28 protein-coding genes are annotated in these 16,640 nt (G+C 33.4%); 4 read left to right on the forward strand and 24 right to left on the reverse strand.

Annotated features, from left to right (window positions below; all coding sequences use genetic code 11):
* Positions 1-31 precede the first annotated feature (31 nt).
* On the forward strand, positions 32-1,303 hold the full coding sequence (locus OT390_RS08550; RefSeq protein WP_002902893.1) for an MFS transporter: 1,272 nt from the start codon (positions 32-34) through the stop codon (positions 1,301-1,303).
* Between the two features lie 27 nt (positions 1,304-1,330).
* On the opposite strand, the gene secY is transcribed toward OT390_RS08550, so the two are convergent.
* The 24 genes from secY to rsmA form a co-directional block, all read right to left on the reverse strand.
* Complete coding sequence (gene secY / locus OT390_RS08555; protein WP_032586405.1) at positions 1,331-2,596, reverse strand: preprotein translocase subunit SecY; 1,266 nt, start codon at positions 2,594-2,596, stop codon at positions 1,331-1,333.
* Positions 2,596-2,988 carry a 50S ribosomal protein L15 gene (gene rplO, locus OT390_RS08560; RefSeq protein ID WP_032586407.1) on the reverse strand — a complete coding sequence of 131 codons (393 nt, stop codon included), beginning with the start codon at positions 2,986-2,988 and terminating at the stop codon, positions 2,596-2,598. Before rplO ends, secY begins: the two co-directional genes overlap by 1 nt.
* 4 nt (positions 2,989-2,992) lie before the next feature.
* Entirely contained in the window at positions 2,993-3,436 is a 444-nt protein-coding gene (gene rpsE / locus OT390_RS08565; RefSeq protein ID WP_002779428.1) for a 30S ribosomal protein S5, read from the reverse strand.
* A gap of 11 nt (positions 3,437-3,447) precedes the next feature.
* A complete protein-coding gene (rplR, locus tag OT390_RS08570) occupies positions 3,448-3,804 on the reverse strand; it encodes a 50S ribosomal protein L18 (RefSeq protein ID WP_002785535.1) in 357 nt (118 codons plus the stop codon).
* 9 nt (positions 3,805-3,813) lie between these two features.
* Positions 3,814-4,350 (reverse strand): 50S ribosomal protein L6, encoded by a 537-nt coding sequence (gene rplF / locus OT390_RS08575; RefSeq protein ID WP_002851302.1) that lies wholly within the window; start codon positions 4,348-4,350, stop codon positions 3,814-3,816.
* Positions 4,351-4,428: 78 nt separating this feature from the next.
* Positions 4,429-4,824 carry a 30S ribosomal protein S8 gene (gene rpsH, locus OT390_RS08580; RefSeq protein WP_002851353.1) on the reverse strand — a complete coding sequence of 132 codons (396 nt, stop codon included), beginning with the start codon at positions 4,822-4,824 and terminating at the stop codon, positions 4,429-4,431.
* A 9-nt stretch (positions 4,825-4,833) separates the two neighbouring features.
* Positions 4,834-5,019 (reverse strand): type Z 30S ribosomal protein S14, encoded by a 186-nt coding sequence (locus tag OT390_RS08585; protein ID WP_002851478.1) that lies wholly within the window; start codon positions 5,017-5,019, stop codon positions 4,834-4,836.
* 1 nt (position 5,020) lies between these two features.
* Positions 5,021-5,566, reverse strand: coding sequence for a 50S ribosomal protein L5 (gene rplE / locus OT390_RS08590; protein WP_002851453.1), 546 nt, complete (start codon positions 5,564-5,566; stop codon positions 5,021-5,023).
* Positions 5,567-5,569: 3 nt separating this feature from the next.
* Positions 5,570-5,803 (reverse strand): 50S ribosomal protein L24, encoded by a 234-nt coding sequence (gene rplX / locus OT390_RS08595; protein WP_002779437.1) that lies wholly within the window; start codon positions 5,801-5,803, stop codon positions 5,570-5,572.
* Complete coding sequence (rplN, locus tag OT390_RS08600) at positions 5,803-6,171, reverse strand: 50S ribosomal protein L14 (RefSeq protein WP_002779438.1); 369 nt, start codon at positions 6,169-6,171, stop codon at positions 5,803-5,805. Before rplN ends, rplX begins: the two co-directional genes overlap by 1 nt.
* A complete protein-coding gene (gene rpsQ / locus OT390_RS08605; RefSeq protein ID WP_002851549.1) occupies positions 6,171-6,422 on the reverse strand; it encodes a 30S ribosomal protein S17 in 252 nt (83 codons plus the stop codon). The genes rplN and rpsQ overlap by 1 nt, the downstream gene beginning before the upstream one ends.
* Positions 6,423-6,431: 9 nt before the next feature.
* Entirely contained in the window at positions 6,432-6,617 is a 186-nt protein-coding gene (gene rpmC / locus OT390_RS08610; protein ID WP_002851566.1) for a 50S ribosomal protein L29, read from the reverse strand.
* Positions 6,604-7,029 carry a 50S ribosomal protein L16 gene (rplP, locus tag OT390_RS08615; protein WP_002779441.1) on the reverse strand — a complete coding sequence of 142 codons (426 nt, stop codon included), beginning with the start codon at positions 7,027-7,029 and terminating at the stop codon, positions 6,604-6,606. The genes rpmC and rplP overlap by 14 nt, the downstream gene beginning before the upstream one ends.
* A gap of 2 nt (positions 7,030-7,031) precedes the next feature.
* A complete protein-coding gene (gene rpsC / locus OT390_RS08620) occupies positions 7,032-7,733 on the reverse strand; it encodes a 30S ribosomal protein S3 (RefSeq protein ID WP_032586408.1) in 702 nt (233 codons plus the stop codon).
* Positions 7,733-8,158 (reverse strand): 50S ribosomal protein L22, encoded by a 426-nt coding sequence (rplV, locus tag OT390_RS08625; protein ID WP_032586410.1) that lies wholly within the window; start codon positions 8,156-8,158, stop codon positions 7,733-7,735. Before rplV ends, rpsC begins: the two co-directional genes overlap by 1 nt.
* 10 nt (positions 8,159-8,168) lie before the next feature.
* A complete protein-coding gene (rpsS, locus tag OT390_RS08630) occupies positions 8,169-8,450 on the reverse strand; it encodes a 30S ribosomal protein S19 (RefSeq protein WP_002884204.1) in 282 nt (93 codons plus the stop codon).
* Position 8,451: 1 nt separating this feature from the next.
* Positions 8,452-9,282: a 50S ribosomal protein L2 gene (rplB, locus tag OT390_RS08635; protein WP_406611488.1), complete on the reverse strand. Its 831-nt coding sequence runs from the start codon at positions 9,280-9,282 to the stop codon at positions 8,452-8,454.
* Position 9,283: 1 nt separating this feature from the next.
* On the reverse strand, positions 9,284-9,565 hold the full coding sequence (locus OT390_RS08640; RefSeq protein ID WP_002851441.1) for a 50S ribosomal protein L23: 282 nt from the start codon (positions 9,563-9,565) through the stop codon (positions 9,284-9,286).
* Positions 9,566-9,567: 2 nt separating this feature from the next.
* Entirely contained in the window at positions 9,568-10,182 is a 615-nt protein-coding gene (rplD, locus tag OT390_RS08645; RefSeq protein ID WP_002783544.1) for a 50S ribosomal protein L4, read from the reverse strand.
* Positions 10,179-10,754, reverse strand: coding sequence for a 50S ribosomal protein L3 (rplC, locus tag OT390_RS08650; protein ID WP_002779987.1), 576 nt, complete (start codon positions 10,752-10,754; stop codon positions 10,179-10,181). The genes rplD and rplC overlap by 4 nt, the downstream gene beginning before the upstream one ends.
* Before the next feature lie 9 nt (positions 10,755-10,763).
* Positions 10,764-11,075 carry a 30S ribosomal protein S10 gene (rpsJ, locus tag OT390_RS08655; RefSeq protein ID WP_002779353.1) on the reverse strand — a complete coding sequence of 104 codons (312 nt, stop codon included), beginning with the start codon at positions 11,073-11,075 and terminating at the stop codon, positions 10,764-10,766.
* A gap of 196 nt (positions 11,076-11,271) precedes the next feature.
* A complete protein-coding gene (locus OT390_RS08660) occupies positions 11,272-12,033 on the reverse strand; it encodes a pseudouridine synthase (protein ID WP_002853086.1) in 762 nt (253 codons plus the stop codon).
* A 35-nt stretch (positions 12,034-12,068) separates the two neighbouring features.
* Positions 12,069-14,063: a ribonuclease J gene (locus OT390_RS08665; RefSeq protein WP_002860132.1), complete on the reverse strand. Its 1,995-nt coding sequence runs from the start codon at positions 14,061-14,063 to the stop codon at positions 12,069-12,071.
* On the reverse strand, positions 14,032-14,832 hold the full coding sequence (gene rsmA / locus OT390_RS08670; protein ID WP_032586412.1) for a 16S rRNA (adenine(1518)-N(6)/adenine(1519)-N(6))-dimethyltransferase RsmA: 801 nt from the start codon (positions 14,830-14,832) through the stop codon (positions 14,032-14,034). The genes OT390_RS08665 and rsmA overlap by 32 nt, the downstream gene beginning before the upstream one ends.
* 80 nt (positions 14,833-14,912) lie before the next feature.
* Between rsmA and OT390_RS08675 the strand changes: the two genes are divergently transcribed.
* Genes OT390_RS08675 through OT390_RS08685 form a run of 3 tightly spaced genes read left to right on the forward strand, consistent with a single transcriptional unit; the run spans position 14,913 to position 16,638 of the window.
* A complete protein-coding gene (locus OT390_RS08675; protein WP_002859707.1) occupies positions 14,913-15,449 on the forward strand; it encodes a purine-nucleoside phosphorylase in 537 nt (178 codons plus the stop codon).
* Positions 15,450-15,472: 23 nt separating this feature from the next.
* Positions 15,473-16,543 carry a 23S rRNA (adenine(2503)-C(2))-methyltransferase RlmN gene (gene rlmN, locus OT390_RS08680; RefSeq protein ID WP_032587514.1) on the forward strand — a complete coding sequence of 357 codons (1,071 nt, stop codon included), beginning with the start codon at positions 15,473-15,475 and terminating at the stop codon, positions 16,541-16,543.
* Complete coding sequence (locus tag OT390_RS08685) at positions 16,540-16,638, forward strand: hypothetical protein (protein ID WP_002860136.1); 99 nt, start codon at positions 16,540-16,542, stop codon at positions 16,636-16,638. Before rlmN ends, OT390_RS08685 begins: the two co-directional genes overlap by 4 nt.
* Positions 16,639-16,640 lie beyond the last annotated feature (2 nt).

The following is a 16,640-nucleotide window of genomic DNA, read 5'->3' on the forward strand; positions in this document are numbered from 1 at the left end:
GGAGTATAATAAAATAAAAAAGGTAAAAATTATGAATGACAAAACTTATAAATTTCATCCAAATGACACAAAAATGGATAAAAAAATAATTCAAATTACTGAAAAGTCCGGATTTAAAGCAGCTGTGTTTTCTATGGCTGCTATGACTATGCTAGGAAGTGTGGTCATTTCATCTGCTCTGCCTGCTATCAACAGACATTTTGAAGAACTTTTAACCCAAAGTGGCGCTACTCTTGCTTCAAGTTTCACATTAGCTCATCTTGATATACTTGTTCGCTTAGTTTTAACCATCCCTGCTATTTTTGTTGTCATTTTATCTCCATTTGCTGGTATTTTAATGGATAAATTTGGCAAATTAAAATTCATTCTTCCAGCTATGGTGGTTTGGACTATTTCTGGAGTAAGTGGCTTTTTCTTAAATGATATTTATGCTATACTGACTTCAAGAGCTATTTTTGGTATGGCAACTGCTTTTATAATGACAGGCGCTTCGGCTTTGCTTGGGGATTATTATAGTCGTGGTGGCTTTAATCGCAGAGAAAATGCTTTAAGTCTTCAAGGATTTTTTTGTGCAGTAGGGGGTGCTGTTTTTATTTCTATTGCGGGATTTGTTTCAAGTTATTCTTGGCGTTATCCTTTTTTGGTATATGGACTTGGAATTTTAATTACCTTAATGGCTATCATTTATCTTTTTGAACCTAGAAAATTTAAATTCTATAATCATACAAAAATAGAAACAAAAACAAATTATTGGCAATTTTTCCCTATCTATTTTATAGGTTTTTTTATCATGGTAGTTTATTATATTTCGCCAACTCAACTTCCTTACTATATAGAAGAACATTTGGGATTGGATCCTAAATATATAGGTATTTCGATGTCTGTATCTGCACTATGTTATGGTTTTTTCTCTCTAAGCTATAGATATATTATAAAATTCTTAAGTATTAAAACTATCTATGTTTTAACTCTTTTTATCGTATCTTGTTCTTTTTTGCTGCTTTTTTTAGTAGATAGCTTTTTCACAGTTTTAATCGCCTTAGCTTTGCTTGGAATGGGCGGAGGTATTATGCTTGTAAATAATACGGCTTATCTTTTTTCAATCTGTCCTGAAAATGCTCGCTCTAGGGCTTATGGAATTTTAGCAAGTTGTATATTTTTAGGACAATTTTTAAGTCCTATTATCTCTCAACCTATCGTTAGACAAATGGGTCTTGTAGATGCTTTTTTAATATGGTCAATAGTAATTTTTATAGTGTGCATTGTGTTTTTATTTTTAAAGCAAAAACCTAGAATAAATTAGCAAGAAAAATCTTGCTAATTTTATTTATTACAAACCTACCGCACTTAAAGTTTGGTATTTACTCATATAAATTTGAGCTTCAATTTTTCTCATCGTATCAAGTGCTACTTGAACTACAATAAGTACAGAAGTGCCGCCAAAATGAAAAGGCACACCCATAAATTTCACCAAAACCCAAGGTAAGGTTGCAACAAGCCCTAAATAAATAGAACCTGATAAAGTTAAACGAGAAGCTACTTCGTTAAGATAACTTGAAGTTCCTTCACCTGGACGAATTCCAGGGATAAAACCGCCTTGTTTTTTCAAATTTTCTGCTATGTCTTTAGCGTTAAATACGATAGAAGCATAAAAATAAGCAAAGAAAATTACAAACAAGAAAGTTAGAACATGAAACAAATAACCATTTGGATTTAAAAAGTCATTAATGGCTTGTAGATAAAGATTTGTACTAGTTTGTAAAATTGTTGTTGGAAACATCAAAATCGCACTAGCAAAAATCGGTGGAATAACCCCACTAAGATTGAGTTTAATAGGAATATAATTCATAATGCGTTTGTTTTGATTTTGCATTACAACTTTACGAGAATAAGAAATAGGAATTCTTCTTTCTCCAAGTTCTACATAAATAATCACGCCTATGGTGATTAAAATCAAAGCAAAAATTGCAAAAGCGGTTAAGAAATTCATCTCGCCTGAATTGATTTGTCCTACAGTTCCTGAAATCGCTCTTGGAATACCTGAAACAATACCTGCAAAAATGATTAAAGAAATACCATTTCCTATACCTCTTTGTGTGATTTGTTCGCCAAGCCACATTAAAAGCATAGTTCCAGCAAGCATAGAAATAGCACAAAGTGCGATAAACATATTTAAATCTTCTACCATTATAGCCCCTGCACCACCACGACCGTGCAAGCTTTGCAAACCTATAGCAACGCCTATACTTTGAACCAAAGTAATCACAATAGTCGCATAACGGATAATTTGCATATATTTTTGCATACTATCACGCTCTTTTTTCATCTTACCAATATTTGGAAAAGTTGCTGCAAGAAGCTCCATAATAATAGAAGCAGTAATATAAGGCATAATACCTAAAGAAATGATAGAAAAGCGTTCAGCCGCTCCACCACTAAAAACATTAAATAAACCCAAAGCATTGTTTTGATTGTTATTAAAAAATTCCGCAATCACATCAGCATTGACGCCAGGAACTGGCACATAAGCCAGAACCCTATAAGCAAATAAAAATGCTAAGGTGATTAAAATCTTATTCGTCAATGCTCTATTCATTATTTTGATCCGGTGACGCTAATATTCTCGTCTTTGATTTTTGATACTAAGTCTTTTGCACTTGCACCAATTAATTTGATTTTATTCACAGATTTTGAAATTTTGTGAACACTTTTAATGCTCTCAAATGTAATTTCACTAAGCTCTTTTACAGCTGTGATTTTTTCAACATTGATCACATAAGGTTTTTGAATTTTAGAAGTAAAACCTACTTTTGGTAGTCTTCTTTGAAGTGGTTGTTGACCCCCTTCAAAACCTCTTTTGTCATTATAACCTTTTCTAGCAGTTTGACCTTTACCCCCTTTAGTAGCAGTCTTACCCATGCCAGAACCTTGACCACGGCCAATTCTTTTAGTTTTATGCGTTGAACCCGCTGCTTTTGTTAAATTCATCTTCTTATCCTTTTAACATTGTTAAAGCTTTGATTGTAGCACGAACCACATTAGCTGAATTATTTGAACCCAAAGACTTGGTTAAGATGTCTTTAATACCTGCAAGTTCCACGATAGGGCGTGTAGAACCACCTGCGATAACTCCTGTACCTTCGCTAGCTGGTTTAAGTAAAATTCTACTTGCGTTGTATTTCACCTCTACATCGTGAGCGATAGTTGAGCCTTTAGTTTTAACTTCAACGATATTTTTAAACGCATCGTCAACAGCTTTACGAATGGCATCTGGAACTTCCTTAGCCTTACCATAACCAACACCTACTAAACCTTTGCGGTTTCCAACAATAACTAAAGCAGTAAATCTAAATCTTCTACCACCTTTAACAACCTTAGTAACTCTGCCGATATCGACGATTACTTCTTCAAATTCTTCTCTATTATATTTTTCCATCGATTTACCCCTTATAGCCTAATGCCATTTTCTCTTAAAGATTCAGCCAATGCTGCGATAACACCATGATATACATAACCATTTCTATCAAAAACAGCTTGTTCTATCTTTTTAGCTTTTAAAGTTTTAGCAAATTCAGCAGCGATTTTTTTAGCACCTTCTTTATTTGCTTTAACGCCAAGTTTGCGTCCATCAACTGCTGCTAAAGTTACAGCTTTTACATCATCAATCGCTTGGATATATAGAGTTCTGTTCGATTTAAATACAGAAATTCTTGGAAAATTTTCACAACCTGAAATTTTCGCTCTAATTCTTTTTTTTCTTTTGATTCTTAAAGTTAATTTTCTTTTTAATACATTTGCTCTCATATTCTACCCTTACTTCTTAGATGTCTTACCAGCTTTGCGGATAATGCGTTCATCAGAATACTTAACGCCTTTTCCTTTATATGGCTCTGGTGGTCTAAATTCACGAATTTGAGCAGCAACTTGACCTACAACTTGTTTATCACTTCCTTTAACTGCAATAGTATTTTTATCCACTACAATTTCAATTCCTTCTGGAATATCATAATTAATAGGATGAGAAAAACCAAGGCTTAGTTCTAAAACTTTACCTTTTAAAGCTGCTTTATAACCAACTCCATTGATTTCAAGAGTTTTTGAAAAACCTTGAGTTAAACCTACAACGATATTGTAAGCTAAAGCTCTGTAAGTTCCCCAATAAGCTCTACTTTGTCTGTCTTCACCTTTTGGAGAAAAAAGAATATTATTATCTTTAATCTCAACATTTACATTTGCTTTAGTATCAAGTTCTTTTGCTAAATTTCCTTTTTTAAATTTAAGCAAATTTCCTTCTAATTTTACTTCTACTCCTGCTGGAATAGCAATCGGTTGTTTACCTATACGAGACATATTTTTCCTTTTTATTTGTCTAGGATATTTCTACTTTTTTAAAAGAATGGATACCCAATGCCATAAAAAGCAGATTTTTTACCAAATGGTACATAAAATTTCGCCGCCAACACCTGCTTTATAAGCTTCATCATTAGCTAAAACGCCATGACTTGTGCTAACTACGATAGTACCATAACCATTTTTAAAACGCTTGATTTCATCTTTACCTTTATAAACACGACGACCAGGCTTAGAAATTCTTTTAAGCTCATTGATAACACTCTTACCTTTTTCATCGTATTTTAAAACTACATTGATAAATTTCTTTTTATCTTCTTCAATAACATTAAAACTCTCAATATAGCCCTTAGCTTGAAAAATTCCAACTAAAGCTTCTACAACTTTAGAATGTAAAAGCTTGGTTGTTTCAAGCTTTCTCATTCCTGCATTTCTGATACGAGTGAGTGAATCTGAAATAATATCATTTATCATATTTTATCCTTACCAACTTGCTTTCTTAAGACCTGGAATCAAACCTTCGTTGCCCATTTTTCTTAAGCAAACTCTGCAAATTCCAAAATCTCTATAAACCGAATGCGGACGCCCACAAATTTGGCATCTTGTATAAGCTCTAACTTTAAATTTAGGCTTGCGTGCCGCTTTTGCAATCATTGATTTTTTAGCCATCTTACTTTCCTTTTGTAAATGGCACACCGATAAGTTCTAATAACTTTTGTGCCTGTTTGTCATTTTGTGCTGTTGTAACTATAGAAATGTTCATACCATGAGTTCTTAAAATTTTATCATACTCCACTTCTGGGAACATCAACTGCTCATCAAGACCGAAGTTATAGTTTCCGCGTCCATCAAAACCATCTCTACTTAAACCTCTAAAGTCTTTCACCCTTGGCAAAGCAATAGAAATTAATTTATCAAGAAAAGCATACATATTTTCTTTTCTTAAAGTTACCATTACACCCACAGGAAAACCTTCGCGAACTTTAAATCCTGCAACTGATTTTTTAGCTTTAGTAATCACAGCCTTTTGTCCTGCAATTAAAGAAATAGTATCTGCAACATTTTGCAATACTTTTTGATCTTTAGCCAACTCACCAGCACCTACGCTGATAACTACTTTTTCGATCACAGGGATAAGCATAGGATTTTTAATATCAAATTCTTTAACCAATGCAGGTTTAATGCTTTGATTATATTTTTCTTTTAATCTCATCATCGCTTACTCCTGAACTTTTGCCACATTGGAAATATCCATTGGCATTTCTTTATTGATAAAACCACCATTTGGGTTTTTCTCACTCGGCTTAATAGCTTTTTTAGCGATTTTACATCCTTCAACTACCACTTTAAGTGTTTTTGGATATACCGCTAAAACTTTACCTGTTTTACCTTTATCATCACCTGTGATAACCTTAACGCTATCACCTTTTTTGATTTTTAATTTAACCGCCATTATAATACCTCCGGTGCTAGTGAAACGATTTTCATAAAGCCACCATATCTAACTTCTCTGCCCACTGGCCCAAAGATACGAGTTCCGATAGGCTCTCTTTTGTTGTCAAGAATAACCGCAGCATTTTCATCAAAACGAATCAAAGAACCATTATCTCTATGAATTTCTTTTTTAGTTCTAACGATAACCGCTTTTACCACTTGACCTTTTTTAACTTTTCCATTTGGTAAAGCTTTTTTAACAGATGCAACGATTACATCACCTACGGTAGCGTATCTTCTTTTGCTACCCCCTAAAACCTTGATACACATTAATTCTTTTGCACCGCTATTATCAGCAACTGCAAGTCTTGTAAAACTTTGAATCATTACTCAACTCCTGTAGCTAATACAGATTTTAAGCGAAATGATTTTCTTTTTGAAAGTGGTCTGCATTCTACTGCAACAACAGTATCACCCACTTTAACTTCATTTCTCTCATCATGAATTAGATATTTTTTAAAGCGTTTAACAATTTTTCTATATCTTGGATGAACCACTTTTCTTTCAACCAAAACACTTGCGGTTTTTTCACCAGCGATTTTAACAACAACGCCTTGAATTTCTCTTTTAAATGCCATTTTCTATCCTTATCTTAAAGCGTTAATTGCTGTATTTATTCTAGCAATGTCTTTTTTTACTTGGCTAATCTCTTTTGGATTAGTAAGTTGCATTGTTTTTAGCTTTTGTTTTAAAGTGAATAAAAGCACCTTTTTTTCTTTTAGCATTGTTGCAAGCTCAGCTGCTGTTTTATCTTTAATCTCAGTATATTTCATTTTGGCTCTCTCTTGTAACAAACTTAGTTTTAAATGGAAGTTTATGCATAGCTAAAGTCAATGCTTCTCTTGCCATTTCTTCGCTTACTCCTGCCATTTCATAAATAATACGACCTGGCTTGATATTCATTACCCATTCCTCAACAGCACCTTTACCTTTACCCATACGAGTTTCTAAAGGTTTTTTTGTCAAAGGCTTATCTGGAAAAACTCTAATCCAAGTTTTTCCTTGTCTTTTAACAAAACGAGTTAAAGCGATACGCGCTGCTTCGATTTGGCGTGAGTTAATGCGTCCTGCTTCAGTTGCTTTTAATGCAAATTCACCAAAAGTAAATTCTGTTCCACGATTAGCATAACCTCTGTTACGCCCTTTCATCATTTTGCGATATTTAGTTCTTTTTGGCATTAACATGATTATTTACCCCTTCTTGTGCGTCTTGGCTTTTTAGCTGGAGCACTTTCTTCAGTTTTTTCAGGTTGCATACCTTTGTGCAATACTTCACCTTTAAAGATCCATACTTTAACTCCTATGTTTCCATAAGTAGTTCTAGCTTCTGCAAAACCATAATCGATTTTTGCTCTTAAAGTATGAAGTGGAACGCGTCCTTCAAGATACCATTCTGTTCTTGCCATTTCAGCACCGCCTAAACGACCGGAAACTAAAACTTTAATCCCTTTAGCACCTGCTTTTTGCGCACCTTGGATTACTTTTTTCATTGCTCTTCTAAAAGCAATTCTTTTTTCAAGTTGAGTTGCAACACTTTCAGCAGCAAGTTGAGCTGAAGCTCCTGCTTTTCTTTCTTCTTTGATATTGATATTTACATCTTTACCGATTAAATCTTGCAATTCTTTTCTTAAATTATCAACATCACTACCTTTTTTACCGATGATGATACCTGGTCTTGCAGCAACTACAGTAACGCGAAGTTTTTTAGCAGTTCTTTCTACTAAAATTTGGCTAATTCCTGCGTAATAAAGTTTTCTTTTTAAGAAAGCTCTGATTTTGTAATCTTCACCGATATTTTCTACTAAATTTGCTTTAGTTGGAAACCATCTTGATTCCCAGTTTCTATTGATTCCTAGTCTTAGACCAATTGGATTAACTTTTTGTCCCATTAGCTTTCCTTTTTCGCTGTTGCTTTTTTAGTGCTTGTTGTTTTTTTAGCTGGAGCTTTTGTTGTAGTAGTTTTTTTAGCTACTGTTTTTTTCTCTTCAGCTTTCACTTCCGCTTTTACCACTTCTACTAAAATATGTGAAGTTGGTTTTCTAATACGACTTGCACTTCCTCTAGCTCTTGGTCTAAATCTTTTTAATACCGCAGCTGCGTCAACACGACAACTTTTTACAACCACTTCGTTTGCTTCAAAGCCACCATTTGCTACTGCACTTGAAATTGCATTTGCGATATATTTTGCACCTTTATTTGGCATAAATTTTAAACTAGCCATAGCTAATTCTGCATTCATCCCCTGAACTTCTCTAGCAATCAATCTTGCTTTAGTTGGAGATAATCTTATGAATTTAATTAATGCTTTACTCATATCTTATCCCTTACTTACCAATTTTCTTTTGCACAGAGCCTTTATGCCCTTTAAATGTGCGTGTTGGAGCAAATTCACCAAGCTTATAACCGATGTGATTTTCAGTAATATAAACTGGAATAAAGCTTTTACCATTATGAACATTAAATGTAAGTCCTATCATATCAGGAGTAATTGTGCTTCTTCTTGACCAAGTTTTAATTGGTTTATTATCATTAGCCTCTTTAGCAGCGATGACTTTTTTCATTACATGATCATCAACAAAAGGACCTTTTTTTAGTGATCTAGCCATCTTACTTTCCTTTTCTTCTTGAAATTATTAGCTTATCGCTAGCTTTTTTACGACGAGTTTTCGCACCTTTGGTTGGTTTACCCCATGGAGTTACTGGATGACGGCCTGAATTTTTCTTACCTTCACCCCCACCGTGCGGGTGATCTACTGGGTTCATAGCTGAACCACGAGTTTGTGGGCGGATACCTCTATGGCGATTTCTACCTGCTTTACCGATAGTTATATTAGCCCATTCTTCATTTCCAACTTCGCCGATACTTGCCATACATTCAGCCAAAACTTGTCTCATTTCACCACTTGCAAGTCTTAAAATAACATATTTTTCTTCTTTACCCATAAGTTGTGCATAAGCACCCGCAGAACGAATCATTTGACCGCCTTTACCTGGTTTTAACTCAACATTATGAACAATAGTACCCACAGGAATGTTTTTAAGTTTCATTGCATTACCTGGTTTAATATCAAGTCCGCTTTCAGCAGCTGCAACGATATCACCAACGCTTAATCCACATGGTTGAAGAATATATCTTTTTTCCCCATCTTTATAAGCAATCAAAGCAATTCTACAATTTCTGTATGGATCATACTCGATCGCTTCTACTTTACCTTCTATACCGAATTTACGACGTTTAAAATCAATAATTCTGTAAAGTTTTTTAGCACCCGCTTCTTTATGACGACTTGTAATTCTTCCATAGCTGTTACGACCTGCGTGTGCTGGAAGTTTAACAAGTAGTGAGCGTACACTTGGTTTAGCTGTAATATCTTCAGAACTTAAACCTGTGATATATCTTCTACTTGGAGTATATGGTTTATAAGTTTTAATTGCCATCTTAAGCCTCCGTATTTTCTAAGCTAACACCTTCAGGTAGCTTAACATAGAATTTTTTGTAATTGTTTCTTTGACCTAAACGACCTCTAAAACGCTTAATTTTTCCATCCATTCTTAAGGAATTGATGCTTTTTGGAGTTACACCAAAATACTCTTTTAAAACCGCTTTTAAGCCTGTTTTAGTCATTTTTGGCGAAGTTTGAATAACTACGACACCTTGCTCTTGCAAATTCAAACTTTTTTCTGTGTAAAGTATAGTCTTTATATCAGTAATATCTGCCATAATTATCCCTCTTTTGTAATAGATTCTAACGCTGATTTTTCCATAATAACAGCATTAAATACAGATACTAAATAAGCATTTACTTCAGTTACATCAACTACATAGCAATTTGCTAAATTTCTGTAAGCTAAAAGTGTTTTTTCATCTAGTAAATCTTTAACGATTAAAGCATCTTTAACGCCAAGTTTTTTAATCACAGCGTTTGCATCTTTTGTTTTACCACTTTCAATAGCCAAAGAATCAGCAGTAAATAACACACCTTTAGCTGCTTTATCTGCTAAAGCTCTTTCAAGCGCCAATCTTTTTTGTTTTTTATTTACTTTTTGGAAGTAGTTTCTTTCATTTGTTGGACCAAAAGCAACCGCACCGCCTACCCAAACGTTAGTTCTTGTTGAACCCGCTCTAGCACCGCCACGACCTTTTTGTCTCCAAGGTTTTTTACCACCACCACTTACATCACTTCTACCTTTAGTATGAGCTGTATTTGCTCTTAAACTTGCAAGGTAAGATTTTACATACAAGTAAAGATTGTGTGGATTTACTTCCGCATATTTTGAAGGTAAATCAAGTTCACCTGCTTTTTCTAATTTATCATTTAAAACAACTACTTTACTCATTTTGCAATCCTTATTTTACCCATAGCACCATTATAACCTGGTACTGCACCTTTAACTACTAAAATTTTATTTTCAGCATCATAAGATACAACTTCGTTTTTAACGGTCACTTTAGTATTTCCATAGTGTCCTGCCATTTTCATACCTGGTTGAACACGACCTGGCCATTCTCTATTACCAATAGATCCATGGCGTCTATGAAATCTAGAACCGTGACTTGCTGGACCCCCTGCGAAGTTATGTCTCTTCATAACACCGCTATAACCTCTACCTTTAGTGTTAAAGCTTACTTTTAAAATTTTTGCTTCATTTAATGGAGTTTCATCTAAATCTCCTGCTTCAGTATTTGCTACTTCTAAAGTCGCAAATCTATTGTATTCTGCAGAAAGATTGTATTTTTTTTGTTGTCCTGCGACACATTTATTACTTGCTTTACCTTTTGGATATGCTACTAAAGCCTTTCCGCCTTCAACTTCACATACTTTTGCATTTACAACTCTTAGTAAAGTTACAGCGATACTTGGATTAGTAATTGTTCTGCTCATTCCAATTTTTTCTACAATATATTCCATATCTTATCCTTACTTACCCATAGCTCTTACTTCAACGCTTACTTCTGGCGCTAAATCAAGCTTCGTTAAAGAATCAACTGTATCTGGAGTCGCTGCTACTATATCTAGCATACGCGCGTGAATTCTTATTTCAAACTGCTCACGAGAATCTTTGTTAATGTGTGGAGATTTTAAAACTGTATAGCGTTTGATTTTAGTAGGCATTGGTATCGGACCTCTAATATCCGCACCTGTTCTTTTAACAGCTTCTACGATTGCTGCAACTGTTCTGTCTAGTACTCGATGGTCATAAGCTTTTAGCTTAAGCCTAATTCTTTCCATAATATTTCCTTTAAAAAGAACTCGTTAGTTAAAAACTAACCAATTTATAAAAATTGAAATGAGAGTATATAAAATCTTGTTTTCAAAGTCAAGGAATTTGATGAAATTTTTCTATTATTTTCCTTTTAAAAAGGATAAAATAGAATTTTTAGAATTTAAAAATTATCATTATTTTTTAAATTTTTGTATATAATGGTCAATATCTTATTTCATTAAATTTTAAAAAATCTCTTAATTTTTCATATTCGCCATTTTCTAAATAACGATGTTTTCCCGCCTTCAACATACCAAGATCTAAAGCCCCAAAAGCAACACGCTTAAGATCCATGACTTCAAGATCAAAATGTCCAAAAAAGCGTCTAAGCTCTCTATTTTTACCTTCATTTATAACCACTCTAAGCTTAGTATAGCCTCCACTTGATCCAAAAATTTCAAAGTCTATAAAAGGAGCAAAACTCATAGAGGTAATTTTAGTTTTTGCATGTGCGCCTTTTTTTTCATTTTTAATCTCAAGTCCATTTTGCATGGCTTCGATGACTTGTTTGCTCACCGTGCCTTTAACTTTAAGGTAGTATTCTCTTTCTAAATCGCTATGCATTAAAGCATCGGCAATCACAGGAGAATCTGTAAGCAAAAGTAAGCCTTCACTTGCATAATCCAGCCTACCTACGCTAAGCCAAGTACTAAATTGTCTTGGCAAGGTATCATATATAGTTTTTCTTCCACGATCGTCTTTTTTACTGACAATTTCACCTTTTTGTTTATGGTAGATTATCACGCTAAATTGCGTTCTTTTTTGTACTCTTTTACCTTTAACAAAAACTTTATCATCAAATTTAACTTCATCGCTTAAAAGGGCAATTTTGTTGTTTATTTTTACTAAGCCTTGTTTGATAAGTTCATCGGCTTCACGGCGTGAATAGCGGGTGTTATGGGATATAAATTTATTAATTCTCATTTGATCTTCCTTAAAAAGGGCGTTTTTGCCCTTTTTTACATTACAAAAATAGTTGGAACTATGGTTGGGTATTTTTTAATCTTTCTAAAGATGTGTTTTCTTAAAACTTGGCGGATTTGATTTTCTAAAAATCTTGGATCATTGAGTACTTCATCTTTAACATTGATGAAAAATTGTCCTAAAACTTCAGCCATATCTTTGCTAAAAGCATGATCGTGTTTGTCAGCTACTAGCCCATAGCTAAATACTCTTGGTTTGTTGATCAGTGTTTTTGTAGCTTTGTCAATTTGTGCGATAATAACTACTATACCACTATCTGCAAGTTTTTGACGATCTATAACTACATCATCGGCGATTTGTTTATTGATTTGATTATCTACAAAAACTTTACCTGTTTTTACGGTTTTTATGCGTTTGACATATTTTTGGCAAAGTTCTACTTGATCGCCATCACTCATAAGATAAATATTTCTTTCAGGGATACCGCACTTCATCGCTGTTTCTTTGTGTTTGGTGATGTGATTGTATTCTCCATGAACTGGTAGGAAAAATTTAGGCTTAGTAAGGGTTAGCATAAGCTTTTGCTCTTCTATACTAGCGTGTCCGCTTACATGAATTTCACTAAATTCTTGATACGCTACTTTAGCTCCTGCTTTTAAAAGATAGTCAAGCACCGCAGAAACACTTGCCTCATTTCCTGGTATGGCTTTAGCTGAAATAATCACTTGATCTGTAGGTTTGATTTTTATAAATTTATGCTCATCAGTTGCCATTCTATAAAGCGCACTCATGGTTTCGCCTTGACTTCCTGTAGTTACGATAAGCACTTCATTGTCTTTATATTTACTTACTTCATCAGCATCGATGAAAATTTTTCTATCAAGTTTGATGTAGCCTAATTCCATAGTGGTATAAAGATTTCTTTCCATAGAACGACCGATCACACAAACTTTTCTACCGTATTTTAAACCATAAGTGATAGCTTGATAAACGCGGTGGATATTAGAACTAAAAGTACTCATGATCACCCTGCCTTTGGTACGTGCAAAGATTTGATCAAAAGTTGGCCCTACGGAGCTTTCACTTTTTGTATAACCTTCTTTGTACGAATTTGTACTATCGCTTAAAAGACATAAAACCCCTTCTTCTCCATAATGTGCCAAACGTCCTAAGTCTGTTGGATAGCCATCGATTGGAGTTTGATCAATTTTAAAATCACCTGTGTGGATAATCGTTCCTGCTTTTGTTTTGATCGCAAGTGCTGAAGCATCAATGATAGAATGCGTGATGTGGATCCACTCTATATCAAATTCGCCTATCTCATAAACACGGCGTTTTTCTACAGGGCGAAACCATTTGCGTTCTGCTTTTAAGCCATGTTCTTCAAATTTGTTTGAAATCATTCCTAAAGCCAAAGGTGTAGCGTAGATAGGAAATTGGAATTCTTTAAAGAAATAAGGCACTGCACCGATATGATCTTCGTGTGCATGAGTGATCACTATACCACGAATTTTATCTTTAATTTTTCTTACATAGTCAAAATCAGGGATGATAATATCTACCCCATGCATAGTTCCATCAGGAAAACTCATACCTATATCTACTATAATTGCATCTTTATTGGTTTCAAAAACACTGATATTTCCACCAATTTCTCCTAAACCTCCTAAAGGAGTGATGCGGATTTTATGCTCGCTAGAATTATTATATTTTAAAGGGTGTAAGCGGTTTTCATGTGAAACACGGTTAGCTTCTATGCATTCTGCAAGAGCGATTTGCCAATCTTCATTACCTGTGAGTTTTGAAGGAAGATTGCGATTTTTCTTCTTTTTTTTCTCAGTTTTATTTTCTGAGTTTTCAGAATTTTCCTTGTTGGAATTTTGATCAATTTTTGGAGTATCATTTTCATTTTGCAAAGAATCAGCTAATTTTTTTCTACGATTTTTATATTTATAGCGTTTATTGTTTTTTGAATTTGAGTTCGGATTTTGTTCGTTTTTATTTATCTCTTTGTTTTCGTCCATATTCATCCTTTAATTTGTCATAAATTTTAAGGTATAAATCAACGCAAATTTCATGTGGTCTGATGTTTTCTTTTAAGCCAAAAGTGCTTAAAACTTCTAAAACTTTTGCTTTATATGTTTTTAAATTTCCTAAGAGTTGTTTTCTAGGAGCTTTAAAACAATCTTTTAGAAAATTTTTGAAATTTTCTATTTCGCAAAGTTCATCAAAATCCTTAGTTTTAATCAAACTCATCACCGCTGACATAACTTTTGGTGGAGGATTAAAACATTGTGGATCAACATCAAAAAGTATTTTTCTTTCGCAAATCATTGCACTTAAAACACCTAAGGAAGAAAACTCACTATTTCCTTCTTTAGCGCAGAATTTTTCAGCCATTTCCCTTTGTACCATTACAATAAGCCCTAGACAATTTTTATCTTCTAAAGCTTTTAATATAATGTGACTTGCAACATAATAAGGCAAATTTGCAACCAAAAAATATGGTTTTTCATCAAGACTAGGATTAAAAGCTTCGCTTGCATCTTGATGGATCAAGTTAAATTTTCCACATTCAAGTTCTTTTTGAAATTTCTTTTTTAAAATAGGTATGAGATCATTATCGATTTCATAAGCTTTTACTTGAGAAATTTTTAAAAGTTCTTGCGTTAAATCACCTAAGCCAGGCCCAATCTCAATGATATTGTTCATCTCTTTGGGTATGGCTTGGATGATTTTTGCTAATACGCTTTTATCGATTAAAAAATTTTGTCCGTATTGTTTTTTTGCTTTAACCATAAGAAATAATTTTATCTAAAAATTCTTAATTAAGTCTTTTTAGGTAGAATTATTTTTTGTAAAATTTCATAAGGATCAAAATGATTGTTTGTGCGGGTGGAAATGAAAATTTTTCTTTTGCAAAAGCTATAGGCATAGGTTTGGTTGAATCAGCTTTTCATTTGAGTCAACTTTGCTTCAAAGAAAAACCATCAAAACTTATATTTATAGGAACTTGTGGGCTTTATGATAAGGGAGAGATTTTAGAAATTTATAGAAGTTCGCACGCTTTTAATGTAGAATTTTCTAAAATTTCACATGCATTTTATACTCCTGCAAAATATGAAATTTGCTTAGAAAAAGAAAATGTTTCTCGTGAAACAATAAAAATCAATTCTTCAAATTATATTTGTCAAAATTCAAAAGCAGCAAAAGAATTTTCAAAATTAGGTTTTTTTGCAGAAAATATGGAAGCCTTTTCTGTTTTGAGCGTAGCTAAAAATTTAAATATTGATGCAGAGTGTATTTTGTGTGCAACAAATTTTTGCAATGAAAACGCTCACGAAGATTTTATAAAAAATCATCAAAAGGCAAAAGAAAAATTAGAAGAATACTTAAAAAAATATCATTATATTTAAAAATTCAAAAAAGGAAAATAATTTTGAAAGAGCTTGTTAATATTTTAGATTTTTTACCTGAAGAATTAGGAGAAAAAATCAAACCGATGTTTCGTGTGAAACAAATTTATCAATGGATTTATCAAAAATACGCCAATAATTTTTCCGATATGTCAAATTTACCAAAAGATCTACGTTTAGAACTTGCGCAAAATTTTCATTTCTCTCCTGTAAAATGTGTTAAAAATGAGCAAAGTAAAGATGGAAGTATAAAATATCTTTTTGAACTCGTTGATGGTTTAAGGATAGAAAGTGTGCTTTTGCCTATGAAAGAAGAAAAAATAGACGAAGAAGGCAAAAGAATTTCTCATGCGAGATATACTATCTGTGTTTCTTCTCAAGTAGGTTGTAAAAGTGGATGTAGTTTTTGTCTTACTGCCAAGGGTGGTTTGAAAAGAAATTTAAGTGCAGGTGAGATAGTCGGACAAATTTTATGGATCAAAAAACAAAACAATATCCCTTATGAACGCCGTGTAAATATAGTATATATGGGTATGGGCGAGCCTTTGGATAATCTTAAAAATGTTTCTAAAGCGGTAAAAATTTTAGCGCAAAATGAGGGACTTGCTATAAGTCCTCGCCGTCAAACCATCAGTACTAGCGGTTTGGCAAAACAAATCAAAGAATTAGGTCAAATGAACTTAGGTGTTTTACTTGCTATATCATTGCATGCGGTTAATGATGAGCTTCGAACCGAACTTATGCCTATCAATAAAGCTTATAATATCGCTGCGATTATGGATGCGGTGCGTGAATTTCCTATAGATCAAAGAAAAAGAGTGATGTTTGAATATCTTTTAATTGATGGTATCAATGATAAGCTTGAACACGCTAAAGAATTAGTCAAGCTTTTAAATGGCATTAAAGCCAAAGTGAATTTAATACTCTTTAATCCACATGAAGGAAGTTTATATAAACGCCCTAGTTTAGAAAATGCGATTAAATTCCAAGATTTACTAAGTAATAAAGGTGTAACTTGTACTATAAGAGAAAGTAAAGGACTTGATATCTCAGCTGCTTGTGGACAGCTTAAAGAAAGGGCAAAAGAACAATGACGATGTTAGATATTTTCGAAATCATTTTTATAACAACTGTTGTAATTATAGGTTTTGGTGGAATTGTTTTTGTAGTAACAAAAGAAAAAAAATAATT

The organism is Campylobacter sp. CFSAN122748, assembly GCF_045277125.1.
Taxonomy (GTDB): domain Bacteria; phylum Campylobacterota; class Campylobacteria; order Campylobacterales; family Campylobacteraceae; genus Campylobacter_D; species Campylobacter_D jejuni.